Here is a 23,292-nt window from a genome sequence, read left to right as displayed (position 1 = left end):
CGGTGGCATGCGGCAGGTACAGCAAGAAGCGCTCCCTGCTGTCCCGTGCCTTGTCTGCTCGCGAGTCTGCGGCCCGGGCAGGGGCCCCTCGCTACGTTGAATGACGTATTCGCGCAGAGGCAAGTGATTTCTAAAGTACCAGCCATGGTGCTCGCAGCACCGTCCGATGCACTGCGATGGTGCGCGGCTCACTCTTCTTTCAACCTGCCTGGAGTTCCTGATGTCGCGTGATTCCGATCCTTCTTCCCTCGATGCCATGGCACTGCGCCGCCGCCGCCTGCTGCAGGGCGCCGCCGCGCTGCCCGTGATGGGCCTGAGCGGCCTGAGCTTCGGCCAGGGTCAGTTCCCCACGGCCAAGGTCAACACCACCAAGCTCGCGGTGACCGACACCGAAGTCACGGTGGGCCAGCTGCATTCGTCCACCGGCACCATGGCCATCTCGGAGACCGGCTCCATCCAGGCCGAGCAGCTCGCCATCGACCAGATCAACGCGATGGGCGGCATCCTGGGCCGCAAGATCAAGGTCATCAAGGAAGACGGTGCCTCCGACTGGCCCACCTTCGCCGAGAAGTCGAAGAAGCTGCTGGTCAACGACAAGGTCGCGGCCGTGTTTGGCTGCTGGACCAGCGCCTCGCGCAAGGCCGTGCTGCCGGTGTTCGAAAAAGAGAACGGCCTGCTGTACTACCCGACCTTCTACGAAGGCTTGGAGCAGAGCAAGAACGTGATCTACACGGGCCAGGAGGCCACGCAGCAGATCATCTGGGGCCTCGACTGGGGCGCGAAGGAGAAGAAGGCCAAGACCTTCTTCCTCGTGGGCTCCGACTACATCTGGCCGCGCACCTCGATGAAGATCGCGCGCAAGCACATCGAGAACTTCCAGAAGGGCTCGGTCAAGGGCGAGGAGTACTACCCGCTGGGCCACACCAACTTCAACTCGCTGATCAACAAGATCAAGGTGGCCAAGCCCGACTGCATCTTCGCGGCCGTGGTGGGCGGCTCGAACGTGGCCTTCTACAAGCAGCTCAAGGCCGCGGGCATCACGGGCGACAAGCAGTTCCTGCTGACGCTGGCCGTGACCGAAGACGAAATGACCGGCGTGGGCGGCGAGAACTTCGCGGGCTTCTATTCGTCGATGAAGTACTTCCAGACGCTGGACAACGAGAACAACAAGAAGTTCGTGGCGGCGTTCAAGGCCAAGTACGGCAAGGACGCGGTGATCGGCGACGTGACGCAGGCGGGCTACCTGGGACCGTGGCTGTGGAAGGCGGCGGTGGAGAAGGCGGGCAGCTTCGACATCGACAAGGTGGTGGCGGCGTCGCCGGGCATCGAGCTGAAGACGGCGCCGGAGGGCTACGTGAAGCTGGATGCGAACCACCACTTGTGGAGCAAGGCGCGCATCGGGCAGGGGCAGCTCGACGGCAGCTTCAAGGTGGTTGCGGAGTCGGGCGAGTTGATCAAGCCCGATCCGTTCCCCAAGGGCTACCAGTAAGCCGGCCGCCGGCCTTCACCCCAACCCTCTCCCGCATTCGGGAGAGGGCGCAACCCCAACACTCCGGAACTTCCGCCATGACGCTGTCGGACATGATGAACATCGGCCTGATGCAGGGCTTCGCGGGGCTGAGCCTCTTCGCGGTGCTGCTGCTCATGGGCCTCGGGCTCGCGATCATCTTCGGGCAGATGGGCGTGATCAACATGGCGCATGGCGAGTTCATGACCATCGGCGCCTATTCGATCTTCCTGGCCGCGCAGGTGACCGAGCGCATGGCGCCTTCGCTCATGCCGTACTACTTTCCGATCGCGATCGGGCTGGCCTTCGTGTTCGCCTTCATCGCCGGCTGGCTCGTGGAGTGGGCGCTGATCCGCCACCTGTACAAGCGGCCACTCGACACGCTGCTGGCCACCTGGGGCGTGAGCCTGGGGCTGCAGCAGATCTTTCGCACCTTCATCGGCCCGAAGGAAGTGAGCCCCACGCTGCCCGAGTGGCTCATGGGCTCGTGGACGCCGCACGAAGGCCTGGACATTCCGATCAACGGCCTCTTTGTGCTGGCGCTCACGGCGCTGGTCACGGGCGGCGTGCTCATTGCCTTGCACAAGAGCCGCTGGGGCCTGCGGGTGCGTGCCACCGTGGCCAACCGCACGATGGCCAACGCCACCGGCATCGACACCAAGAAGACCGACCGCCTCACCTTCGCCATCGGCTGCGGCATTGCCGGCGTGGCGGGCGCGGCCTTCACCACCATCGGCTCGACCGGGCCGACCTCGGGGTCGCTGTACATCGTCGACGCCTTCCTGGTCGTCACCTTCGGCGGCGCGGCCAGCCTGCTGGGCACCGTGGTCTCGGCCTTCGGGATTGCGCAGACGCAGTCGATCTCGGAGTTCTTCATGACCGGCTCGATGGCCAAGGTGCTGACGCTGTCGCTGATCGTGCTCATTCTGATGATGCGCCCCCAAGGCTTGTTCGCAGTCAAGGTGCGTCGCTGAACCCGATTCCTTCCCGGAGAACCTCCCGATGAATTTCCTCAAGGCCTCGATCCGGCGCTACCAGCTCGGCAGCCTCCTGCTGCTGGTGCTGCTGCTCGCGGTGGTGCTGCCGCTGTCGCTCGACATCTTCCGCCTCAACCTCGTGGGCAAGTACCTCAGCTACGCCTTCGTGGCCGTGGGCCTCGTCATGGTGTGGGGCTACGGCGGCGTGCTGAGCCTGGGGCAGGGCGTGTTTTTCGGCATCGGCGGCTACGCGATGGCGATGTTCCTCAAGCTCGAAGCGTCCGACCCGATCACCACCAAGATCCAGTCGACGCCCGGCATTCCGGACTTCATGGACTGGAACCAGATCACCGAGCTGCCTGCGCTGTGGCTGCCGTTCAAGAGCCTGCCGCTGAGCCTGGCGCTGGTGGTGCTGGCGCCGATGGCACTGGCCTGGCTCGTGAGCTTCGCGATGTTCAAGCGCCGCGTGGGCGGCGTGTACTTCGCGATCATCACGCAGGCGGTGGCGCTCATCTGCACCGTGCTCATCATCGGCCAGCAGGGGTATACGGGCGGGGTCAATGGGATGACGGACCTGAAGACGCTGCTGGGTTGGGACACGCGCACCGACAGCGCCAAGTACATCCTCTACTACGTCTGCGTGGGCCTGCTGGTGCTGAGCATCCTGCTGTGCCGCTGGGTGCAGACCAGCAAGCTGGGCACGCTGCTGCTGGCCATGCGCGACAAGGAAGACCGCGTGCGCTTCTCGGGCTACGACGTGTCGAACTTCAAGGTCTTCACCTTCTGCCTGGCGGCCGGGCTCTCGGGCATCGGCGGTGCGATGTTCGCGCTGCAGGTGGGCTTCATGTCACCGAGCTTCGTGGGTATCGTGCCCTCGATCGAGATGGTGATCTTCTGTGCCGTCGGTGGCCGCATGAGCCTGGTGGGCGCGGTGTACGGCGCGCTGCTGGTCAACGCGGGCAAGACGCTGTTCTCCGAGAGCTTTCCCGACCTGTGGCTGTTCCTGATGGCCGCGCTCTTCATCGGCGTGACCATGGCCTTCCCGATGGGCCTGGCGGGTCTGTGGGAAGACACGATCAAGCCGTGGTGGGCCTCGCGCCGCCAGGCCCTGCGCGACGCCGCGACGAAGCCACCGCCCGCCGCCGTGTCGGCCCCTTCACCCGTCGCCGCGCCGCAGGCCGAGCCCGTGCTGCCCGAAGGCATCGGCCGCCAGCGCGCCTGACCGACACCGGAGCCCCTCCTCATGAGCAACACCGACTTCGCACTCGCCGTGGAAGACCTCAGCGTCTCCTTCGACGGCTTCAAGGCCATCGACGACCTGACGCTGTACATCGACCGCAACGAGCTGCGCGTGATCATCGGCCCCAACGGCGCCGGCAAGACCACGCTGCTCGACCTGATCTGCGGCAAGACGCGCGCCAGCGCCGGCAGCATCAAGTTCAAGAACACCGAGCTCACGAAGATGGCCGAGCACAAGCGCGTGCGGCTGGGCATCGGCCGTAAGTTCCAGACGCCGTCGATCTACGAGAACCTCAGCGTGTTCCAGAACCTGGAGGTGTCCTTTCCGAAGGGCCGCTCGGTGTTCGGCGCGCTGGCCTTCCAGTGCGACGACGAGGTCAAGGGCAAGGTGCAGGCGATTGCCACGGAGATCGGTCTGGCCGACAAGCTCGGCACCGAAGCGGGCCTCCTGAGCCACGGCCAGAAGCAGTGGCTGGAGATCGGCATGCTGCTGATGCAGGAGCCCGAACTGCTGATGCTCGACGAGCCCATCGCCGGCATGAGCGCGCGCGAACGCGAGCTCACGGCCGACCTGCTCCAGCGCATCTGCCGCAACCGCGCCGTGATCGTCATCGAGCACGACATGGCTTTCGTCAAGCAGATCGCGCACAAGGTCACCGTGATGCACCAGGGAAAGATCCTCGCCGAAGGGCCGATGGAGAAGGTGCAGGCCGACCCGAAGGTCATCGACGTCTACCTGGGCCACTGAACCATGAGCACCATCATGCTGAAGGTCGACGACCTGCACACCGCCTACGGCCAGAGCGAGGCGCTGCACGGCATCTCGTTCGTGGGCCATGCCAACGAGACCATCGCCATCATGGGCCGCAATGGCATGGGCAAGACCACGCTGTTCAAGAGCCTCATGGGCGTGCTGCCGATCAAGAGCGGGCGCATCGAAGTGGCGGGGCAGGACGTGTCGCGCGACGAGAGCTTTCGCCGCGTGGCCAAGGGCATCGCCTACGTGCCGCAGGGCCGCATGATCTTCCCGACGCTGACGGTGGAAGAGAACATCCAGACCGGCCTGGAGAACTCGAAGACCCGCCGCATCCCCGAAGAAATCTACGCGCTCTTCCCCGTGCTGTGGGACATGAAAAGCCGCAAGGGCGGCAACCTCTCCGGCGGCCAGCAGCAGCAGCTCGCCATTGCGCGCGCGCTCGTCACCGACCCCAAGGTGCTGCTGCTCGACGAGCCCACCGAGGGCATCCAGCCTTCGATCATCAAGGACATCGCCAAGGCGCTCAACGAGATCCGCAAGCTGCGCGGCATCACCATCGTCGTGTCCGAGCAGGTGCTGAGCTTCGCGATGGACGTGGCCGACCGGCTGTTCGTCATCGAAGGCGGCCGGCTCGTGCACGAGACCGCGCGCGACAAGACCGATGTGGAACACATCAAAGCCTATCTCTCTGTCTAACCACAACCCCAGGAGCCACTGCACATGACGGACACGCTGATCAAGGTCGACCTGACCAAGCCGCCCACGGAGAACGAAAACATCCACAACCGCTGGCACCCGGACATTCCGATGGCCTGCTGGGTCAACCCGGGCGACGACTTCATTCTCGAAACCTTCGACTGGACCGGCGGTTTCATCAAGAACAATGACAGCGCCGACGACGTGCGCGACATCGACCTGAGCACGGTGCACTACCTCTCGGGCCCGGTGGGCGTGAAGGGCGCCGAGCCCGGCGACCTGCTGGTGGTCGACCTGCTGGACATCGGCGCCAAACAGGACAGCCTGTGGGGCTTCAACGGTTTCTTCTCGAAGAAGAACGGCGGCGGGTTCCTCACCGATCACTTTCCCGAAGCGCAGAAGTCGATCTGGGACTTCAAGGGCATGTTCACGAGCTCGCGCCACATTCCGGGCGTGAACTTCGCGGGCCTCATCCACCCCGGCCTGATCGGCTGCCTGCCCGACAAGCCCATGCTCGACATGTGGAACGAACGCGAAGGCAAGCTCATCGCCACCGACCCGGACCGCGTGCCCGGCCTCGCGAACCCACCGTTCGCCGGCACCGCCCACATGGGCAAGATGACCGGTGAGGCGAGGGCGAAGGCCGCCGCCGAGGGCGCGCGCACCGTGCCGCCGCGCGAACACGGCGGCAACTGCGACATCAAGGACCTGTCGCGCGGCTCGAAGGTGTTCTTCCCGGTGTATGTCGACGGCGCGGGCCTGAGCGTGGGCGACCTGCACTTCAGCCAGGGCGACGGCGAAATCACTTTCTGCGGTGCCATCGAGATGGCCGGCTGGGTGCACATGAAGGTCACGCTCATCAAGGGCGGCATGGCCAAGTACGGCATCAAGAACCCGATCTTCAAGCCCAGCCCCATCACGCCGCAGTACAACGACTATCTGATCTTCGAAGGCATCTCGGTCGACGAGAGCGGCAAGCAGCACTACCTCGACGTGAACGTGGCCTACCGCCAGGCCTGCCTGAACGCCATCGAGTACCTGAAGAAGTTCGGCTACTCGGGCGCGCAGGCCTATTCGATCCTGGGCACGGCGCCCGTGCAGGGCCACATCAGCGGCGTGGTCGACGTGCCCAATTCGTGCGCCACGCTGTGGCTGCCCACGGGCATCTTCGACTTCGACATCAACCCGAACGCCTCGGGGCCTGTGAAGTTCATCGACGGCAGCATCGACATGCCGCTGTCGCACGACCTGCGTTGAAGCCATGCCGACCTACGACTACGCCTGCGGGCAGTGCGGCGGCTTCGAATCGCTGCGGCCTTCAGGCCAGCGCGACGAGCCCGCCGCCTGCCCCGATTGCGGCAGCGCCTCGCCGCGCGTGTTCACGGCCGCGCCGCGCCTGGCGCTGATGGCCGCCGACACGCGCCACGCGATGGCCACCAACGAACGCGCGCGCCACGAGCCCGTGAGCTCGCGCGACTATGCGCGGCTGCGGCATCCCTCGGGCTGCGGTTGCTGCTCGGGATCGTCGCGGCGCAGTGCCACGCAGACCGCGCCGAACGGTGCGAAATCGGCCCCGTCGCGGCGGCCCTGGATGATCTCGCACTGAGGGTTCGGCGTGCATTCCTTGCATGCGCTAGGCGCATGCAAGGGGTTCCGGCAGTGAGAAATTTCTCGTGCGTTCCCTCTGGAGGAGAGGGTTCCGGCCGCCGCATCGCATGCGTGGGCGGCGCGCGATTGTTTCAATCCCGTGAACGCCGCGATTCCTTTTACTGCCGTTTTTTGGGGCGCTTCAGGCTCAAACTTCATCCCATCGACACACCACCTGAAGGAGATTGAAATGAATGCCTCGAAGACCCTCGCCGCCGTTGCGCTCTCGCTCCTGGCTGTTGCCGGTGCCCACGCCGAAACCTATGACGGCGTGCACACCGTGAACTCGACCCTCTCGCGTTCGGAAGTCGCGTCGCAAGCCGTGGCCGCCGCCCGTGCCGGCAACGAGTACAGCGACGGCGCCACCGCCGGCGCACAGACCTTCACCTCGACCGCCGACCGCTCGACGATCCGCGCTGAAGCCGTCGCCAAGGCCCACGACCCGCTGGCCAGCCTCGACCGCCGCGCGTTCTACCGCGACGAAGTGCCGGCTGCTTACAAGAAGCCCAGCGTGTCGTTCACGCGCCAGGCTGGCCTGTAATCAGGCGACTGTGGCAAGCCGGTGCCTGCATCGGCTGCCTGAAGAACGAACGGGCCCTTGCGGCCCGTTTTTTCGTTGGGACGTCGCGCGTCAGGTTGCGTGCGCAAGGACGTTGACGAGCTTCCCGAACGGATCGCGGACATAGAAACGGCGTACACCCCAGGGTTCGTCGACCGGGCCGTATTCGATGGCAAAGCCGGCAGCCCGCATGCGCGCAAGCGCCGTGTCGACATCGTCGACTTCGATGGAAAGGTCAGGCACCGGCGTGCCCGAACCGCCTTCAGACGCAAAGCTGACCTGCACGCTCATCTCGGCCTGCGAACCGTAGGTGCGTATCCAGCCGTGGTCCATCAGCAGATCGAGGCCGAGCACGTCGGCGTAGAAGACCTGTGCGCGCGCCACATCCTGCGTCGCGAAGTTGGCGACCAGTCGTTTGACTTTCATTGTTTGGAACTCTCTTCGGCGATTTCGGGTGCGATGCGGAAAGCCTTGGGCTTGCCGCCGGATTCGGCATGGAGCAGGTCACCTTCGATGCGGATGCGGGTCCACGTGTCGATGATGCCGTCGGCGCCGATCAGCTCAATGCTGTCGCCAGAAAGCACCCGGTAGCGAAACGACGGCGCGCACTGCGGGCCATCGTGCGTGCCCAGCACCGCGCGAAGGAATCCGTTCGATGCGAACCAGTAGATCTCGACCTGGGTGTCGGAGATGAGTTGCAGCCGGCGGTCGATGGGGAGGGCGGTGGTCATGAGAGATGAGGGGGCGGGTGTCACCACAAGGCAGCCAATTCCGAATGAGGAACGGCCGAATATAGAAGACCCAGCATGTGCCTGGCCAGCCGCGTGCGTGAAACCGCCATCGAGGGCGGGTAAGCTCGCGGCCCATGAAGCGCAACAGCACTCCCCGCACGTCCAAGTCCACCGGCGGCAAGGCTGCCGCGGCGCCCGCCGCCGAGGCATCCGACGTTCCGGTGTCCGCCGTGCTGGCGCGCATCGAAACCCTGTGGTCGTCGCTCGGCCCCGTGGGCCAGCGCATCGCCGACTTCATCGTGAAGAACCCGCGCGAGGTGGTCCACATGTCGGTGAGCGAGGTGGCGGAGCGCACCGGCTCCAGCGAAGGCAGCATCGTCGGCCTGTGCAAGAACCTGGGCGCCACGGGCTTCCAGCAGATCAAGATCGCGCTGGCGCAGGAGATCGTGCGACCGGTGCAGTTCATCCACGAAGACCTCGACCCGCAGGACAAGGCCGACGCGGTCATCCGCAAGATCTTCCAGAGCAACGTGCAGACGCTGCACGACACGCAGTCGATGCTCGACGCGAAGGCGATGGAGCGCGCGGTGCAGCTGTTTCGCAAGGCCGAGCGCATCGAGATCTACGGCATCGGCAGCTCGGCCACCATCGCCGAGGACGCGCACTACCGCATGCTGCGCATCGGCCTCAATGCCAAGGTGGTGGTCGATTCGCACGTGCAGGCCATCAGCGCCTCGCTCACGAATGCGAAGACGGCGGTGCTGACGATTTCGCATTCGGGCAGCACGCACGAGACGGTGACGGCCACGCGGCTCGCGAAGGAGGCCGGCGCGGCCACGGTGTGCATCACCAACTTCGGCAAGTCGCCGATCCAGGCTTTTGCCGACGTGCTGCTGTTCACCATGGCGCGCGAAACCAACTTCCGCACCGAGGCGATGACGAGCCGGCTGGCGCAGCTGGCGATCATCGACGTGCTGATCGCCTGCCTGGCGCTGTCGGACTACGACACCTCGGTACGCACGCTGCGCCAGACCTTCGACGTGCTCTCGCTCAAGCGGTACTGAGGCGCGGGTTCCACTGCTTCTGAGACGGGCGGCACGAGCAGCCCGGCCACCGTGGGCGCCACCGCCCCCGGCGATTCACCCACCAGCACGCAGGCCAGGCCGAGCCGCGCGGCGCCTTCGCCGTCGGTCAGCGGGTTGTCGCCGACCACCACCGTGCGCCCGGCGTGCGCGCCGAGGCGGCGCAGGCCTTCCTCGAACAGCAGCGGCGCGGGCTTGCCGACCACGCACCACGGCTGCACGCCGCTGGCCGCGACCACGGCCGCGAGCAACGCGCCGGTCTCGGGCACCACGCGCCCGTGCGGGCCCGGGTGCGTGGCGTCGGCGTTGGTCACCATCAGCCTGGCGCCGCGGCGCAGCGCGTTCGCGATGACCGACAGGCGCGCGTGGCTGAAGTGCATGTCGAGCGCGAGCAGCACGACGTCGGCCTCGGCCTCTGTTGACACCAGCCGGCAGCCCTGTGCGCGCGCGTAACGCTGCAGGGCAGGGCTGGCGGCCAGCAGCACGCGCGCCTGCGGATGCTGTTGCGCCAGCTGGCGGACCGCGAGTTCGCCGGCCAGCACGATGCGCTCGGGCGGCACGCGCAGGCCCAGCTTGCGCAGCCGCACCGACAGGCCCTGTGCCGTGTGCGTGGAGTTGTTGGACACGATGGCGTAGCGGTCGTGAAAGTGCGCCAGCAGGCGGGCCGCGCCGTCGATGGCTTCCTGCTGGCGCACCAGCGTGCCGTCGAGGTCGACCAGCAGGTGGCGGGCCTGTGCCAGCGCCTGGATGCCGCTGCCGTTCATGGTCCCTGTTGTCGTGTGATGCGTGCTCATGGATCTCAGGTGGTGGGGCCGTCCGGAGGGCTCGGCCGTGGCGGCGGATTCTATTGAATATTTCTCAGTGATATTTGAATTTTGAAATGAGCTTATTTCATTTCCCTGTCATCTGCGGCTCCTAAAGTTCTCTTCATCGGGGCGTTGCAACCGCACGCCCACTGCTTTCCAAACGAAGGAACCGACCATGAAAAAGCTTCTGGCCCTTGCGGCCGCCGCCCTCTCGCTGACTGCCGCGCTGCCGCTGGCGGCGCAAGCCCAATCGGTGGCCGACGGCTCGCGCGAGCGGCCGCTGCGCGTGCTGCTGATCCCGGCCGACGGCGGCACCGAGTCGGGCACCAAGGCCGACTACGCGCCGGTGTTCAACGCCATCACGCGCAGCACCGGCCTGAACTTCGACCTCAAGGTCGGCCAGTCGTACGGCGCGGTGGTCGAGGGCATGTGCAACCAACTCGCCGACATCGCCTTCTTCGGCCCGGTGTCGTATGTGCAGGCGAACAAGCGCGGCTGCGCGCAGCTGCTGGCCGTGGGCGTGGAGAAGGGCGCTTCGGTGTACTACGCGGGCATGTTCGCCAAGGCCAACGCGCCCATCGCGTCGGTCAAGGACCTCAAGGGCAAGCGCGTGGCCTTCGGCGACGTCAACTCGGCCTCGAGCTTCACCTTCCAGGTCGCGATGCTGCTCGATGCCGGCATGGACCCGGCCAAGGACCTCGGCGCCATCCGCATGACCGGCAGCCACGCCAGCAGCCTGGCCGCGCTGGTGCAGGACCAGGTCGATGTGGCCTCGCTCTCGTTCGACTCCTACGAGAAAGCGGTGAAGCAGGGCGTGGTCGACCCGAAGACGGTGAAGGTGGTGGCGCGCAGCATGGCCATTCCGTACCCGCCGCTGGCGCTCAACTCGAAGCTGCCCGAGCCACTGAAGGCGAAGCTGAAAGATGCCTTCCAGACCGTGAACAAGGCCCCCGGCGTCACGCCCGACATGATCCGCGGCTACGGCGGCGGCAAGATCGACGGCTACGACACCAAGTTCTCCGAAGCCGAGTTCAACGTCGCTGCCGAAAAGCTCGGCCTGCTGACCGACGAGCTCAAGGGCCGCATCCTCGCCAAGTCCGCCGAGCGTTGAGCGTCGCCATGCTGAATTTCGAATCGGTCGCCATGCACTACGCCGACGGCACGCGCGCGCTCGACGGTGTGTCGCTGCAGGTGCCGGCGGGGCAGTTCTGCGTGGTGCTGGGCGCCTCGGGCGCGGGCAAGTCGACGCTGCTGCGCATGGCCAACGGGCTGGTCAAACCCACGCAGGGCGCGGTGCAGGTCGAGGGCGTGCAGATCGCTGCCCACTCGCTGGCCCGCATCCGCCCGCGCATCGGCATGATCCACCAGCAGTTCAACCTGGTGCTGCGTTCCACGGTGGCCGACAACGTGCTGGCCGGCGCGCTGCCCGCGGTGCCGACATGGCGCGCGCTGCTCGGCCTGTTCACCGACGCGCAGCGTGCCAAGGCCTGCGCGCTGATCGAATCGGTCGGGCTGCAGGAGCAGCACCTGCTGCGCCGCGTGAGCGAGCTCTCGGGCGGACAGCAGCAGCGCGTGGGCATCGCGCGCGCCTTCATGCTCGAGCCGCCGCTGGTGCTGGCCGACGAGCCGGTGGCCAGCCTCGACCCGCAGACCAGCCACGATGTGCTGTCGCTGCTGCGCACGCAGGCGCGCGAGCGCGGCACCACGGTGCTGTGCAGCCTGCACCAGATCGAGCTGGCCTGCGAGTTCGCCGACCGCATCGTCGCGCTGCGCCACGGCGCCGTGGTGTTCGACGGTGCGCCCGCGGCCTTCGACCCGAAGGTGTTCGATGTGGTCTACGGCCGCACGCCGGCGCCCGTGCGGCCCGCGCCCGAAGCGCCGTTGCCGCTGCATGCCGGCGCGCTGGAGCTGGTGCCATGAGCCGCCCCGCATCCGCCTGGAACCTGCCGCGCCCCTTCGGCGCCCGCAGCCTCGCCGTGCTGTTGCTCGTGGTGGTGGTCGGCTTCTTCGCCGGCCAGCGCGTCGAAATGGGCCGCATGCTGTCGCTCACGGGCGAGGGCGTGCTCGCGGCCGTCGGCTTGCGCGAGCAGTCGCAGGTGCTGTCGGGCCTGGGCACCATCGCCAGGTCGCTCTTTCCGCCGCAGGTGTCGGAGCGCACCGAGGTATCGCGCATCGAGGGCTTCGACCGCGAGCAGCTGCCGTGGTTCTCGCATGTCGAGACCGAGGAGTCGCGCCAGCCCAAGCTCAACCCGCAGACGTTGCAGATGGAAGAGGTGGTCGACCGGCGCGAGGTGCTGGTCGAGCCCTTCGGCTACCTCTGGCATGTGGCGGTGAAGATGTTGGAGACCTTCGAGATCGCCATCTGGGCGACGCTGCTGGCCATCGTGCTGAGCGCGCCGCTGGCCTGGTGCAGCGCGAAGAACTACACGCCGAACCGCGCCGTCTATACGCTGGCGCGTGGCGTGGTCGGCATGTTCCGCGCGGTGCCCGAGCTGGTGAGTGCGCTGTTCCTCGTGTTGGCCTACGGCTTCGGTCCCATCGCCGGCGTGCTGGCCCTCGCACTGCATTCGGCGGGCTTCCTCGGCAAGTTCTACGCCGAAGACATCGAGACCGCCGACGACAAGCCGCAGGAAGCACTGCGTGCCATCGGCGCCAGCAAGTTGAAGGTGATGCGCTTCGCGGTGCTGCCGCAGGTGATGCCGCAGTTCATTGCCTACACGCTGTACATCCTCGACCGCAACGTGCGCATGGCCACCGTGGTGGGGCTGGTGGGCGCGGGCGGCATCGGCCAGGAGCTGAAGGGCCGCTACGACATGTACAACTACGCGCACGTCGGAACGATCCTGATCGCGATCTTCCTCACGGTGCTCGTGCTCGACAGGGTCGCAGCCCGGCTGCGCAGCCGCTATGCCTGAGCGCTGACACCTACCCATCCGCCCACTTCGGGCACCCGACTTCATTCCGTTTCTTCCCGTTCCGGTGCAAGCCCTTCGAGGCCTGCACGGCCCGGCTTCGCCTTGCTTTTCCTTCCACGCCCCTTCGATCCAGAAAAGGACACCTCCATGACCTCACGTTCTTCCCGGTATGGCCTCGCTGCGGCGGGCTTTCTCCTGTGCCTGAGCCTTGCCGCATGCGGCGGCGGAAGCGGCGGTGGTGGCGGCCTGCCGGTGCTGCCGCCCACCGGCCCCACGCCCCCGACCACCACGCCGGAGCAGCCCGCCCCGACGCCAGCGCTGAAGTGCGCGCCCTGAGCCGCGCGCCGCCTTCATCCCCACGCCTTCCATTTCTTCTCTTTTTGTCCTCGCGTTGAAAGACTCCCCATGAACCCCTCCAACCGTCGCGATTTCTTCCGCAAGTCGGCCGGCGCCGTCGGCGCGGCCTCGGCCCTCACCCTGCTGCCGCCCACGATCCGCAAGGCGCTCGCCGTCGAGGCCGCGGTCGACACCGGCACCATCAAGGACATCAAGCACGTCGTGATCCTGATGCAGGAGAACCGCAGCTTCGACCACTACTTCGGCACGCTGCGCGGCGTGCGCGGTTTCGGCGACCGCTTTCCGATTCCGCTGGCCAACGGCAAGTCGGTGTACTTCCAGTCGAACCCCGCGGGCGGCGCGGAGATTCCACCGTTCCGCCGCGACTCGACGATTGCCAATGCGCTGATCGGCTCGGGCACGCCGCACAACTTTCCCGACCAGCAGGCCGCCTGGAACCAGGGAAAGATGGACCGCTGGATCCAGTTCAAGAACCAGGCCACGATGGGCTACTACCTGCGCGAGGACATCCCGTTCCAGTTCGCACTGGCCGATGCCTTCACGGTGTGCGACGGCTACCACTGCTCCATCCTCACCGGCACCGACCCGAACCGCATCGTGTTCTGGTCGGGCTCCAACTTCAACCCGGAGCTGCGCAAGAAGGGCATCAACAGCACCGACACCGACTCCGAACCCGTGAACTCGCGCTGCTGGCCCAACCCGTCCAACTGGGTGGCGGGCCGCCCGCAGCAGGCCGACGGCTCGGGCCAGAAAGACCCGATCAAGGGCGACTACAACTACAAGTACGTCAACAACGCCTTCAAGTGGGACACGCTGCCCGACGTGCTGCAGAAGAAGGGCGTCAGCTGGCACATCTACCAGAACATGAACAACAACTGGACGGGCGCCATGCACGGCTGCCTGGCCTTCGAGAGCTTTCGCACCGCGCAGCCGGGCTCGCCGATCTATGAGCATGGCCTCACGGGCGGCCCCGAGGCGGCCGACGGCGCCACCAACTTCCTGGCCCAACTCAAGCAGGACGTGATGACGGGCAAATTGCCGGACGTCTCGTGGGTGCTGCCCACGCAGGCGCTGGCCGAGCACCCCGGGAGCAGCGAAGGCACAGCCGGCGCCGCCGACTTCATCGCCGACGTGCTGGACGCGCTCACGTCCAACCCGGCCGTGTGGAGCAAGACCGCGCTGTTCGTGACCTTCGACGAGAACGACGGCTTCTTCGACCACCTGGCCATGCCAGCCGTGCCCTCGTACGACGCCAACGGCACGCTCATGGGCAAGTCGACCGTGCCGCTGGAGGGCGAGTACTTCGACGCCTCGGTGGGCAGCTACCTGGCCGCCGCCGACAACACCACCACCGGCAAGATCCGCCCCTGGGGCCTGAGCTCGCGCGTGCCGATGTACGTGGTGTCGCCGTGGAGCAAGGGCGGCTGGGTCAACTCGCAGGTGTTCGACCACACCTCGGTCGGCCGCTTCCTCGAGAAGCGTTTCGACATCACCGTGGATGCGATCAGCCCGTGGCACCGCGCCGTGTGCGGCGACCTCACGACCTGCTTCGACTTCGTGAGCCCGAACGATCCGGTCGTTCCCAAGCTGCCCGACACGAGCAACTTCCCCGCGATCAATGCGGCGCAGCGGCTGCTGCCCACGGCCCCCGTGAGGAACGCCCCCGCCACACCGCAGCCGCTGTACCAGGAGACCGGCACGCGCTTCTCGCGCGCGCTGCCCTACGAGTTGCACACCAGCGCACGCGTCGAGCCGCGCGGCCTCGTGCAGCTGGTGTTCGCGAACTCCGGCACGCAGGGCGCCGTGTTCCATGTGTACGACAAGCTGCACCTGGACCGCATCCCGCGCCGCTACACGGTCGAAGCCGGCAAGCAGCTGGCCGACTACTGGAACACCGGCGCCAGCGACAGCGGCAAGTACGACCTGTGGGTCTACAGCACCAACGGCTACGTGCGCAGCTTCCAGGGCGACGCACTGGCCTTCGACACCGCCGGCTTCAAGCCCGAGGTGCAGGTCTGCTACGAACCGGTCGACGGGCAGGTCTACCTGAAAGTGCACAACACGGGCAAGGCGACCGGCAAGGTCACGGTGACGGCCAACGCGTATCGCGCCGACGGCCCCTGGACGCTCGAGGTCGCGCCGGGTGCCACCGGCATGCTGCACTGGAGCCTGGACAAGAGCGGCCACTGGTATGACTTCACCGTCACGGCCGAGCACTTCGAGCGCCGCTTCGCGGGCCGCGTCGAGACCGGCAAGCCCGGCGTGAGCGATCCGGCCATGGCCCTGCACCTGAAGGCCTGAGCGTCATGAAGCGCAAGAACAGCACGCACACCCTGCTCGGGCTGGCCGTGGCCCTCGGCTCGGCGGCCGGCATGGGCATCGCCTCGGCCCAGCCGATCACCTGGGACCCGGCCAAGGGCAACCTGGGCATCGGCGACAAGGCCGGCACGACCGGTGTCACGGGCAGCAACGACCTGGCCTTCGGCAAGGGCGCGGGCAACAACGTCAGCACCAACTGGAATCTGGCCATCGGCGAGGGTGCCGGCACCGGCGTGTCGGGCAAGAACGCCAACCAGGCCATCGGCTACTACGCGGGCACCAACGTGGTCGGCGGCTGGAACCAGTCGATGGGCCGCAGCGCGGGCCAGAACGTGACCGGCGACTACAACAACGCCGTCGGCTTCTGGGCCGGCACCGACGTGAAGGGCAACGGCAACGAGGCCTACGGGAGCAACGCCGGGCGCAACGTGACCGGCAACGCCAACCAGGCCTACGGCGGCGATGCGGGCCGCAACGTGACCGGCAGCAACAACCTGGCCACGGGGCAGGGCGCGGGCAGCGGCGTCACCGGTTCGGGCAACCAGGCCTCGGGCCAGATGGCCGGCGCGCAGGTGGCAGGCAGCAACAACGTGGCCATGGGCCAGGCCGCGGGCGGCGGCGTGCAGGGCAACCAGAACCTGGCGCTGGGCACGGCGGCCGGCCAGGGCGTGGTGGGCAGCCACAACATCGCGCAGGGCAGCGGCGCGGGCCAGAACGTCATGGGCAGCGGCAACATCGCCATCGGCGCCGACGCCGGCGTGTACGTGAACGCGAACCAGGCGATCTCGCTGGGCAGCGCCGCGCGCGCGAGCGCCGACAACGCCATCGCGCTCGGCAGCAACGCATCGGCCTCGCACGCCAACAGCGTGGCGCTCGGCGCGGGCAGCACGACCACGCGCGGCGCGCAGTCGAACTACGTGGCCGTCGGCATGAGCGGGCTGCAGTCGTCGACCGGCGAAGTGGCGCTGGGCAACCGCCAGCTCACCGGCGTGGCGCCCGGCAGCGCGCCCGACGACGCGACCAACGTGGGGCAGGTGCAGGGCATGGTGCAGCAGGGCGTGAGCACTGCCAACGCCTACACCGACAGCGTCGCCGCGCAAGGCCTGCCGCTGGGCAAGGCCTACACCGACTTCACGGCCGCGCGACTGCAAAGCCAGATGGATGAGAACGCGCGGCGTGCCTATGCGGGCATTGCAGGCGTCGCCGCCATGGAGGCTGCGCCTGTCGTGCCTGGGAAGATCAGCTATGCCGTGGGGCTGGGCAACTTTCGCAGCGAAAGCGCGATGGGTGGATCGATTCGCCGGACTTCGCAAGACGGGCGCTACAGCGTGACGCTGGGGGTGGGTGCGAGCAGCTCGGGCGTGGTGAGTCGGGTTGCCTTCACGGGGGTGTTCGACTGAACTCGTTCAGGGCCACGATCACGCCGACGGGGCACCTTGCTCCGCGAATGTCCCCCGCCCTTCGGGCTCCTCCTTGATTTCGCTGCGCAAGGCACCCCATCGACGTGATCGTCATCAGCGCGGTCGTTGATCGGCGAGCACCCACAGCGTGCCCTCGTGCACAGGGCATCGGGTGCTCCCCGCAGCGAAATCAAGGAGGAGGGCGAAGCCCGGGGGACATTCGCGGAGGGGAGTACCCGGTGTCCTTTGCACGCGCCCTGAAGAAACTCACTCCCGCGTGAGAACGAAGCGCTTGCGAATCCCATCCGCAGCAGAGGGCGCGACCCACAAGTCGAACTCACCCGGCTCGACCACAGGCTTCATGTCGCGGCCCAGAAACTGCAGGTCGTCATTGCCGACCTCAAACTCGACCACCTCTGACGCTCCTGGCGCAATCCGCACCTTGCGGAAATTCTTCAGCTCGCGCACCGGCCGCGTCACGCTCGCGGCGCGCTGCGCCAGGTACAGCTGCACCACTTCTTCCGCCTCGCGCGTCCCCGTGTTGGTGACGGTCGCGCGCACGCGCAAGGTCTTGCCCATGGCGAGGCGGTCCGTGCTCAGTTCCACCTGGTCGTAACGCACCGACGCATAGCCGATGCCGAAACCGAAGGGGTACAGCGCCTCGTTCGTCGCGTCCAGGTAGCGGGTCTTGAAGGCCGTGCCCGGCGCGCTCTCGGGCGAGGGGCGACCGGTGCGCTTGTGGGCGTAGTAGTAGGGCACCTGGCCCGCAGTCTGCGGAAAGCTCACGGGCAGGCGGCCCGAGGGGTTGGCGTCGCCGAACACCACGTCGGCGATCGCGTGGCCGGTCTGCACGCCGAGGAACCAGGTCACGAGGATGGCGCGCGCATCGCGCACGGCCCCCTTGAGCGCCATCGCGCGGCCATTGCTCAGCAGCACGACCACCGGCTTGCCGGTGGCGGCCACGGCCTCGGCCAGGTCCTGCTGGGCCTGCGGCAGGCCGATGTCGCTGCGCGAGCGCGACTCGCCCGACATCTTCTGGCTCTCGCCGATGGCCAGCACCACCACGTCGGCGTCGCGTGCGGCGGCCATGGCGGCCTCGATGCCGCCGGGCAGCGGCGACTCGACGTTCGCACCGCGCGTGACGGTCAGCCGCGAGGCCTCGGTGCCCAGCGCGGCGCGCAGGCCCTCGTCGATGCCCACGGGCGCGGACTGGCCCGGGAACAGGCTCCAGGAGCCCATCAGGTCCTTCGTGCCTTCGGCGAAGGGGCCGATCAGCGCGATCTTCTGCGGGCCGGTTTTCGCGAGCGGCAGCAGCTGGCCTTCGTTCTTCAGCATCACGATGGAGCGGCGCGCGCTCTCGCGGGCCAGCGCGATGAACGCGGGGTTCTCCACGCGCTGCGCGGCCGGCGGGCCGTCCAGGCCACGCATCGGGTCGTCGAAGAGGCCGAGCTTGAGCTTGACCCGCAGCACGCGCCGCACGGCCTCGTCGAGCCGCGCCATCGGCACCTCGCCCGAGGCCACGAGGTCGGGCAGGTGGCGGATGTACAGGCCGCTTTGCATGCTCATGTCCGTACCGGCCATGAAGGCCAGCTTGGCGGCCTCGCGGCCGTTGGCGGCGTGGCCGTGCTCGATAAGCTCTTCGTCGGCCGTGTAGTCGGACACCACGAAGCCCTTGAACTTCCACTCGTCGCGCAGCACGCCCGTGAGCAGCGCGGGGTTGGCGGTCGAGGGCACGCCGCCGATCTCGTTGAAGGCGCTCATGACCGACAGCGCGCCCGCATCGAGCGCCGCGCGAAACGGCGGCAGGTAGACCTCGCGCAGCGTGCGCTCGGAAATCTCGCTCGTGTTGTAGTCGAGCCCGCCCTCGGCCGCGCCGTAGGCCGCGAAGTGCTTGGGCGTGGCCAGCATCGAATCGGCGTTCGCGAGGCTGCTGCCCTGGAAGCCGCGCACGCGCGCCGCCGCGAACTGGCGCGCCAGGTACGGGTCTTCGCCCACGCCCTCGAGGCCACGGCCCCAGCGCGCATCGCGCGCGATGTCGACCATGGGCGCAAAGGTCCAGCGAAAGCCGTCGGCCGTGGCCTCGACCGCCGCCGCGCGCGCGGTGCGCTCGGCCAGCGCGGGCTCCCAGCTCGAGGCCTCGGCCAGCGGCATCGGGAAGATCGTGCGAAAGCCGTGGATCACGTCGGCGCCGAAGATCAGCGGAATGCCCAGCCGCGATTCGCGCACCGCCACCTGCTGCAACCGCCGCTTGCCCTCGAGGCCGGCGTTGTTGAACAGGCCCGTGAGCCGCCCGTTGCGCACGTCCTCCGTCTCCTGCTGCCCGTTGCGCCAGCCGGCCTGCGGGTTGTTCGGCGTGTTGATGTCGGCCGGGCCGTAGAGGCTGAGCTGGCCGGCCTTTTCCTGCAGCGTCATGCGCGCGATCAGCGATTCGATGCGGGCTTCGGCGGCGTCGGAGGGCTGGAGGTTTTTCGGAACGGACGCCGCGATGGCGGAGAGGGAGAGGGCGGACAGGACGAGGGCGAGAGCGGCGGCTTTTCGAACATGCATGGCCGCCTATTCTGCAGACAACACAAGCCGGCCCCGGCCAGCGGGTTTCCGCCCTGGGCGTAGGGCCTTGTCCGACCTGGCCCCTTCAGGCCATGCCGGTCAGTCCGCACCCAGCCGCAACCGGCTGGGCAGTCGCTTCTCGATGGCGAACTTCAAGAGGGCCGCGCAACGGAAGATGCCGTGCGCGAACTTGCCGTAGGGCAGCGTGAGAAAGAGCGCCATCACCACGCCCAGGTGAACCGCGAGCAGCAGCGCCATGAAGCGCGTGTCGCGCCACGCGAGCAGGGCCAGGCCCGTGAGGCTCGTGAGCAACAGCAGCGCGATGAAGCCGCGGTCCATCGGCCGCTGCGCCGCGTCGCCGTGCGCGGCATGGCGCCGCAGGTTGAGCCACAACAGGCCGACGGGGCCGATCACGAGGCCGATGCCGCCCGTGGTGCCCAGCAGCACCGGCAGGCTCGTGAGCGCGTAGGGCGCGTGCAGGTCGAACAGGTAGTGGTACAGCGTCGCCACGCAGGTGGAGGCGAAGCACAGCATGAATCCGTAGAAGGTGAAGTGATGGAAGCGCCGGCGCCAGAGCGTGAAGCGATCGTCTTCGTTGTTGCAGCCTTCGCCGTGGCCACCATCGAGGTAGGTCAGGCGCAGCGCGTCGTGCGCGGCTTCGGCGCTCGCTGCGCGGCGCACGCCCGGCAGGTCGGGCGCGTTGCCCGGGTCGTTCGCGGGCGAGACCTCGCGCCAGAAGCGGCGCGTGCCCATGGCCAGCGCGAACATCACGAACAGGAACACTGCGCCGAACACCTGTGCGAGGAAGTTGTGCGGAAAGATCGCGTAGAAGTTGCCCGCAAGCGGTTCGTGCACGAGCGAACCCGTCATCGCTACGGCCAGCACGAGGAACAGCGCGAGCCCGCCCGCCAGTGCCAATGCCACGGTGAGCCCGGCCCGCTTGTAGAGCGCGCCCATCGTGGGCGGCCAGGCGTAGTCGTGGTAGGTCTGCAGGCGCACCTGCGCCATCGCCTGTGGCACGTTCACGGCGAACTCGTGCGGCGGTGCGTACTGGCAGGCATGCAGGCAGGCGCCGCAGTTGTGGCACAGGTTGGCGAGGTAGTGCGTGTCGGCCTTGCCGAATTCGAGCCGGCGCGTCATGGCGGGGAACACGGCGCAGAAGCCCTCGCAGTAGCGGCAGGCGTTGCAGATCTGCAGGATGCGCGCGACCTCGCCCTCGGAAGCAGTCAGCGGCAGGGCGGGCTGGATCGGGATCACGCGCTGCGATGGCGACGGGGTGCTGCCGATGCCATCGGCATCGGCACGGGCGCGTGCGACGAGGTCAGTGAGCTGCTGCAAGGGCGGTCTCCGGAGAATTCTTCGAATGGTTCTTTGCCGCACGCGCAGCCTGCGTGCCAGCGATGCGCCCGAAGGCCGTGCCGATGCTCATGCCCACGCCGGCCGTGTAGCCCTTGCCCAGCACGTTGCCGGCCATCATTTCGCCGGCCACGAAGAGGTTGGGGCTCGGGCGTCCACCGAAGCGCACGGCGGCGGTTTCGTCCACTTTCAGGCCGAGGTACGTGAAGGTGATGCCGGGGCGCAGTGGATACGCATGGAAGGGCGCCGTGTCGATCGGGCGCGCCCAGTGCGTCTTGGCGGGCGCGAGGCCTTCGGTGTGGCAGTCGTCCAGCGCCGTGTGATCGAAGCGGCCGACGCGGCAGGCGGCGTTGTAGTCGTGCACGGTGCGCACGAAGGCGGCTTCGTCCAGGCCGATCTTCTGCGCCAGTTCGCCGAGCGTGTTGGCCTGCGTGCCAGGGAACACGGGTGGCATGAAGCGGCCGACCGCCTGCTGGTCGATGACCGACCAGGCGATCTGCCCCGGCTGCTGCGCCACGAGCCGGCCCCAGATCGCATAGCGCTTGGGCCAGAAGTCTTCGCCCTCGTCGTAGAAGCGCCGCGCATCGCGGTTCACCACCACGCCGAGCGACACGCAGTCGATGCGCGTGCAGATGCCACCGTCGTACAGCGGCGCGCGCGCATCGATGGCCACCATGTGGCCCTGCGACGGATCGCCGATGCTGTCGGCGCCCGCGTCGATCATGTGCCTGAGCAGCACGCCCTGGTTGAAGCGCGTGCCGCGGATGAGGAAGTTGTCGGCCGGCCACTCGCCGCGCTCGTTGCGGCCCCACGCCTCGCGCAGCCAGTCGCGGTTCGATTCGAAACCGCCCGAGGCCAGCACGCAGCTCCTGGCTTCGATGCGCTCGCCGGCTTCGGTGCGCACGGCCACGAAGCGGTCGCCGTCGAGTTCGACCGAGGCCACGGGTGTGTCGTAGCGGATCTGCACGCCGAGCGCTTCGGCGCTGCGGTAGTAGGCGTTGACGAGCGCCTTGCCGCCGCCCATGAAGAAGGCGTTGGTGCGCGCCACATGCAGCGCACCCGACAGCGGCGGCTGGAAGCGCACGCCGTGGCGGCGCATCCAGTCGCGGCAGTTCGAGGAGGCGCGGATCACGAGGCGGGCCAGGTGCTCGTCGGTGAGGCCGCCGGTCACCTTCAGCAGGTCTTGCCAGTACTCCTCTTCAGGGTAGGCCTCGACCAGCACGTCCTGCGGCGTGTCGTGCATGCAGCGCAGGTTGCGGGTGTGCTGCGAATTGCCGCCGCGCCACTCCTTGGGCGAAGCCTCCAGCAGCAGCACCGAAGCGCCGGCCTCGCGCGCCATCAGCGCGGCGCACAGCGCGGCATTGCCGCCACCGACAACCAGTACGTCTATCACTCGTGGGTCTCCTTGGAATGCAGGAGACTTTAGGTAGTGCGGCCTTCACGCGAAAGGCCGATCGAGGCAACAGGTGTTCAGCTTTCGAGAAGACTTGCACCGGCCCAGCGGCCTTCACTGACCAGCGCGCGCGCCGTTTCGGCGACCACCACACGCGCGGCCAGCGCGGCGGGCGAGAGCTCGTCGTCCGACAGGCTCACGAGCAGGTTGCGGCGCCCGACGTGCGCGTCGGCAATCTGCGTGAGCGCGAGGTCGTCGCCGTCGTGCCGCGCGGTGGCGGCGCCGGGCTGGATGGTGGCGCCGTGGCCGGCGCGCACCGCGTCCATCAGCAGCGCCAGGCCGTCGACCTCGGCCACGATGCGCGGCGCCACGCGCGCCCGCGCAAAGGCGGCCATCAGCGTGGCGCGCAGGCCGTGGCTGCCGCTGGGCAGGATCAGCGGCACCTCGGCCAGCTGCGACAGGCGCACCTTCTTGCCCGTGGGGCGCGGCGTGAGTGCGGGCGACGCGATCACGAAGAGCTTTTCGGCCAGCAGCGGCGACACGCTCCAGCGCCGTGGCGTGTCGGTCTGGAACAGCACGGCCAGGTCGAGCTGGCGCGCATGCAGCATGGTCGTGAGGTGGCCCGACAGCGCCTCGACCATGTGCAGCCGCACCTCGGGGTAGCGCGCCTGCATGGCCTGCATCAGCGGCACGCCCAGCACGGTGGCGGTGGTGGGCGCCAGGCCCACGCTCACATGGCCCGACAGCCGCGCCTGCTGCGCCGCGCGCACGGCGTCGTCGGCGTGGCGCAAGGTGAGTTGCGCCTGGTGCAGGAAGGCCAGGCCCGCGTCGGTGGGCATGACGCCGGTCGAATGGCGGCGCAGCAGCCGGGTCGAGAGTTCGCTTTCGAGCCGGCTGATCTGCTGGCTCAGCGCCGAGGTGACCACCCCCAGCTCCACCGCCGCGCGGCCCATGCTGCGCAGCTCGCAGACCTTGACGAAGTAGCGCAGTTGTCTCAGTTCCAT

Annotated in this window: 22 protein-coding genes; 15 read left to right on the top strand and 7 right to left on the bottom strand. The window is 67.8% G+C overall.

Annotated features, from left to right (window positions below; translation table 11 throughout):
* The first annotated feature begins 220 nt into the window (after positions 1–220).
* The 8 genes from urtA to AC07OX_RS20880 all read left to right on the top strand — a co-directional run bounded on the left by urtA (position 221) and on the right by AC07OX_RS20880 (position 7,364).
* Positions 221–1,489: an urea ABC transporter substrate-binding protein gene (gene urtA, locus AC07OX_RS20915; RefSeq protein ID WP_062478305.1), complete on the top strand. Its 1,269-nt coding sequence runs from the start codon at positions 221–223 to the stop codon at positions 1,487–1,489.
* A gap of 77 nt (positions 1,490–1,566) precedes the next feature.
* Positions 1,567–2,481: an urea ABC transporter permease subunit UrtB gene (urtB, locus tag AC07OX_RS20910; protein ID WP_354343384.1), complete on the top strand. Its 915-nt coding sequence runs from the start codon at positions 1,567–1,569 to the stop codon at positions 2,479–2,481.
* A 28-nt stretch (positions 2,482–2,509) separates the two neighbouring features.
* Complete coding sequence (gene urtC, locus AC07OX_RS20905; RefSeq protein ID WP_495261743.1) at positions 2,510–3,706, top strand: urea ABC transporter permease subunit UrtC; 1,197 nt, start codon at positions 2,510–2,512, stop codon at positions 3,704–3,706.
* A 21-nt stretch (positions 3,707–3,727) separates the two neighbouring features.
* On the top strand, positions 3,728–4,471 hold the full coding sequence (urtD, locus tag AC07OX_RS20900) for an urea ABC transporter ATP-binding protein UrtD (RefSeq protein WP_095744996.1): 744 nt from the start codon (positions 3,728–3,730) through the stop codon (positions 4,469–4,471).
* A 15-nt stretch (positions 4,472–4,486) separates the two neighbouring features.
* On the top strand, positions 4,487–5,176 hold the full coding sequence (urtE, locus tag AC07OX_RS20895) for an urea ABC transporter ATP-binding subunit UrtE (RefSeq protein ID WP_062478384.1): 690 nt from the start codon (positions 4,487–4,489) through the stop codon (positions 5,174–5,176).
* 24 nt (positions 5,177–5,200) lie between these two features.
* Complete coding sequence (fmdA, locus tag AC07OX_RS20890) at positions 5,201–6,433, top strand: formamidase (protein WP_307693859.1); 1,233 nt, start codon at positions 5,201–5,203, stop codon at positions 6,431–6,433.
* Positions 6,434–6,437: 4 nt separating this feature from the next.
* Positions 6,438–6,782 carry a zinc ribbon domain-containing protein gene (locus AC07OX_RS20885; protein ID WP_495261742.1) on the top strand — a complete coding sequence of 115 codons (345 nt, stop codon included), beginning with the start codon at positions 6,438–6,440 and terminating at the stop codon, positions 6,780–6,782.
* Positions 6,783–7,013: 231 nt separating this feature from the next.
* Positions 7,014–7,364, top strand: coding sequence for a hypothetical protein (locus AC07OX_RS20880; RefSeq protein ID WP_056582144.1), 351 nt, complete (start codon positions 7,014–7,016; stop codon positions 7,362–7,364).
* 90 nt (positions 7,365–7,454) lie between these two features.
* On the opposite strand, the gene AC07OX_RS20875 is transcribed toward AC07OX_RS20880, so the two are convergent.
* Together AC07OX_RS20875 and AC07OX_RS20870 are read right to left on the bottom strand one after the other, a co-directional pair.
* Positions 7,455–7,808, bottom strand: coding sequence for a VOC family protein (locus AC07OX_RS20875; RefSeq protein WP_493192533.1), 354 nt, complete (start codon positions 7,806–7,808; stop codon positions 7,455–7,457).
* Positions 7,805–8,113, bottom strand: coding sequence for a hypothetical protein (locus tag AC07OX_RS20870; protein ID WP_495261741.1), 309 nt, complete (start codon positions 8,111–8,113; stop codon positions 7,805–7,807). The genes AC07OX_RS20875 and AC07OX_RS20870 overlap by 4 nt, the downstream gene beginning before the upstream one ends.
* A 134-nt stretch (positions 8,114–8,247) precedes the next feature.
* Here AC07OX_RS20870 and AC07OX_RS20865 point away from each other — a divergent pair, with 134 nt between their 5' ends.
* Positions 8,248–9,177, top strand: coding sequence for a MurR/RpiR family transcriptional regulator (locus tag AC07OX_RS20865; protein WP_223301301.1), 930 nt, complete (start codon positions 8,248–8,250; stop codon positions 9,175–9,177).
* Here AC07OX_RS20865 and AC07OX_RS20860 read toward each other — a convergent pair.
* On the bottom strand, positions 9,114–9,989 hold the full coding sequence (locus AC07OX_RS20860; protein ID WP_495261740.1) for an HAD-IIA family hydrolase: 876 nt from the start codon (positions 9,987–9,989) through the stop codon (positions 9,114–9,116). The two genes, AC07OX_RS20865 and AC07OX_RS20860, sit on opposite strands and share 64 nt — an antisense overlap.
* A gap of 187 nt (positions 9,990–10,176) precedes the next feature.
* Between AC07OX_RS20860 and AC07OX_RS20855 the strand changes: the two genes are divergently transcribed.
* From AC07OX_RS20855 to AC07OX_RS20830, 6 genes are all read left to right on the top strand, one after another.
* The gene (locus AC07OX_RS20855) at positions 10,177–11,112 is read left to right on the top strand and encodes a phosphate/phosphite/phosphonate ABC transporter substrate-binding protein (RefSeq protein ID WP_095947575.1); all 936 of its coding nucleotides are present in this window, start codon (positions 10,177–10,179) and stop codon (positions 11,110–11,112) included.
* A gap of 8 nt (positions 11,113–11,120) precedes the next feature.
* Positions 11,121–11,921: a phosphonate ABC transporter ATP-binding protein gene (phnC, locus tag AC07OX_RS20850; protein WP_495261739.1), complete on the top strand. Its 801-nt coding sequence runs from the start codon at positions 11,121–11,123 to the stop codon at positions 11,919–11,921.
* Positions 11,918–12,916 carry a phosphonate ABC transporter, permease protein PhnE gene (gene phnE / locus AC07OX_RS20845; protein WP_495261738.1) on the top strand — a complete coding sequence of 333 codons (999 nt, stop codon included), beginning with the start codon at positions 11,918–11,920 and terminating at the stop codon, positions 12,914–12,916. The genes phnC and phnE overlap by 4 nt, the downstream gene beginning before the upstream one ends.
* Before the next feature lie 147 nt (positions 12,917–13,063).
* Positions 13,064–13,252, top strand: a complete 189-nt coding sequence (locus AC07OX_RS20840; protein ID WP_495261737.1) for a hypothetical protein — start codon at positions 13,064–13,066, stop codon at positions 13,250–13,252.
* Between the two features lie 69 nt (positions 13,253–13,321).
* On the top strand, positions 13,322–15,574 hold the full coding sequence (locus tag AC07OX_RS20835) for a phosphocholine-specific phospholipase C (protein WP_495261736.1): 2,253 nt from the start codon (positions 13,322–13,324) through the stop codon (positions 15,572–15,574).
* Between the two features lie 5 nt (positions 15,575–15,579).
* Positions 15,580–16,992: a YadA family autotransporter adhesin gene (locus AC07OX_RS20830; RefSeq protein ID WP_495261735.1), complete on the top strand. Its 1,413-nt coding sequence runs from the start codon at positions 15,580–15,582 to the stop codon at positions 16,990–16,992.
* Positions 16,993–17,259: 267 nt separating this feature from the next.
* Here AC07OX_RS20830 and AC07OX_RS20825 read toward each other — a convergent pair whose 3' ends face one another.
* The 4 genes from AC07OX_RS20825 to AC07OX_RS20810 all read right to left on the bottom strand — a co-directional run bounded on the left by AC07OX_RS20825 (position 17,260) and on the right by AC07OX_RS20810 (position 23,292).
* Positions 17,260–19,539: a glycoside hydrolase family 3 N-terminal domain-containing protein gene (locus AC07OX_RS20825; RefSeq protein ID WP_495261734.1), complete on the bottom strand. Its 2,280-nt coding sequence runs from the start codon at positions 19,537–19,539 to the stop codon at positions 17,260–17,262.
* Positions 19,540–19,638: 99 nt separating this feature from the next.
* Positions 19,639–20,877, bottom strand: coding sequence for a tricarballylate utilization 4Fe-4S protein TcuB (tcuB, locus tag AC07OX_RS20820; RefSeq protein WP_495261733.1), 1,239 nt, complete (start codon positions 20,875–20,877; stop codon positions 19,639–19,641).
* Entirely contained in the window at positions 20,861–22,288 is a 1,428-nt protein-coding gene (gene tcuA / locus AC07OX_RS20815; RefSeq protein WP_495261732.1) for an FAD-dependent tricarballylate dehydrogenase TcuA, read from the bottom strand. The genes tcuB and tcuA overlap by 17 nt, the downstream gene beginning before the upstream one ends.
* A gap of 77 nt (positions 22,289–22,365) precedes the next feature.
* Positions 22,366–23,292, bottom strand: a complete 927-nt coding sequence (locus tag AC07OX_RS20810) for a LysR family transcriptional regulator (protein ID WP_495261731.1) — start codon at positions 23,290–23,292, stop codon at positions 22,366–22,368.

Source organism: Variovorax sp. GW821-FHT09D07 (genome assembly GCF_059416345.1).
This window is presented reverse-complemented; position numbering and strand designations above follow the sequence as displayed.

Bases quoted from the DNA above. Each gene is read 5' to 3' on its own strand.
- AC07OX_RS20870 (WP_495261741.1), bottom strand. From the start codon at position 8,113: ATGACCACCGCCCTCCCCATCGACCGCCGGCTGCAACTCATCTCCGAC.
- AC07OX_RS20875 (WP_493192533.1), bottom strand. From the start codon at position 7,808: ATGAAAGTCAAACGACTGGTCGCCAACTTCGCGACGCAGGATGTGGCG.
- phnC (WP_495261739.1), top strand. From the start codon at position 11,121: ATGCTGAATTTCGAATCGGTCGCCATGCACTACGCCGACGGCACGCGC.
- urtD (WP_095744996.1), top strand. From the start codon at position 3,728: ATGAGCAACACCGACTTCGCACTCGCCGTGGAAGACCTCAGCGTCTCC.
- AC07OX_RS20880 (WP_056582144.1), top strand. From the start codon at position 7,014: ATGAATGCCTCGAAGACCCTCGCCGCCGTTGCGCTCTCGCTCCTGGCT.
- urtC (WP_495261743.1), top strand. From the start codon at position 2,510: ATGAATTTCCTCAAGGCCTCGATCCGGCGCTACCAGCTCGGCAGCCTC.
- phnE (WP_495261738.1), top strand. From the start codon at position 11,918: ATGAGCCGCCCCGCATCCGCCTGGAACCTGCCGCGCCCCTTCGGCGCC.
- fmdA (WP_307693859.1), top strand. From the start codon at position 5,201: ATGACGGACACGCTGATCAAGGTCGACCTGACCAAGCCGCCCACGGAG.
- AC07OX_RS20865 (WP_223301301.1), top strand. From the start codon at position 8,248: ATGAAGCGCAACAGCACTCCCCGCACGTCCAAGTCCACCGGCGGCAAG.
- AC07OX_RS20810 (WP_495261731.1), bottom strand. From the start codon at position 23,292: ATGGAACTGAGACAACTGCGCTACTTCGTCAAGGTCTGCGAGCTGCGC.
- AC07OX_RS20835 (WP_495261736.1), top strand. From the start codon at position 13,322: ATGAACCCCTCCAACCGTCGCGATTTCTTCCGCAAGTCGGCCGGCGCC.
- AC07OX_RS20860 (WP_495261740.1), bottom strand. From the start codon at position 9,989: ATGAGCACGCATCACACGACAACAGGGACCATGAACGGCAGCGGCATC.
- AC07OX_RS20825 (WP_495261734.1), bottom strand. From the start codon at position 19,539: ATGCATGTTCGAAAAGCCGCCGCTCTCGCCCTCGTCCTGTCCGCCCTC.
- AC07OX_RS20885 (WP_495261742.1), top strand. From the start codon at position 6,438: ATGCCGACCTACGACTACGCCTGCGGGCAGTGCGGCGGCTTCGAATCG.
- urtA (WP_062478305.1), top strand. From the start codon at position 221: ATGTCGCGTGATTCCGATCCTTCTTCCCTCGATGCCATGGCACTGCGC.
- AC07OX_RS20855 (WP_095947575.1), top strand. From the start codon at position 10,177: ATGAAAAAGCTTCTGGCCCTTGCGGCCGCCGCCCTCTCGCTGACTGCC.
- AC07OX_RS20840 (WP_495261737.1), top strand. From the start codon at position 13,064: ATGACCTCACGTTCTTCCCGGTATGGCCTCGCTGCGGCGGGCTTTCTC.
- AC07OX_RS20830 (WP_495261735.1), top strand. From the start codon at position 15,580: ATGAAGCGCAAGAACAGCACGCACACCCTGCTCGGGCTGGCCGTGGCC.
- urtE (WP_062478384.1), top strand. From the start codon at position 4,487: ATGCTGAAGGTCGACGACCTGCACACCGCCTACGGCCAGAGCGAGGCG.
- urtB (WP_354343384.1), top strand. From the start codon at position 1,567: ATGACGCTGTCGGACATGATGAACATCGGCCTGATGCAGGGCTTCGCG.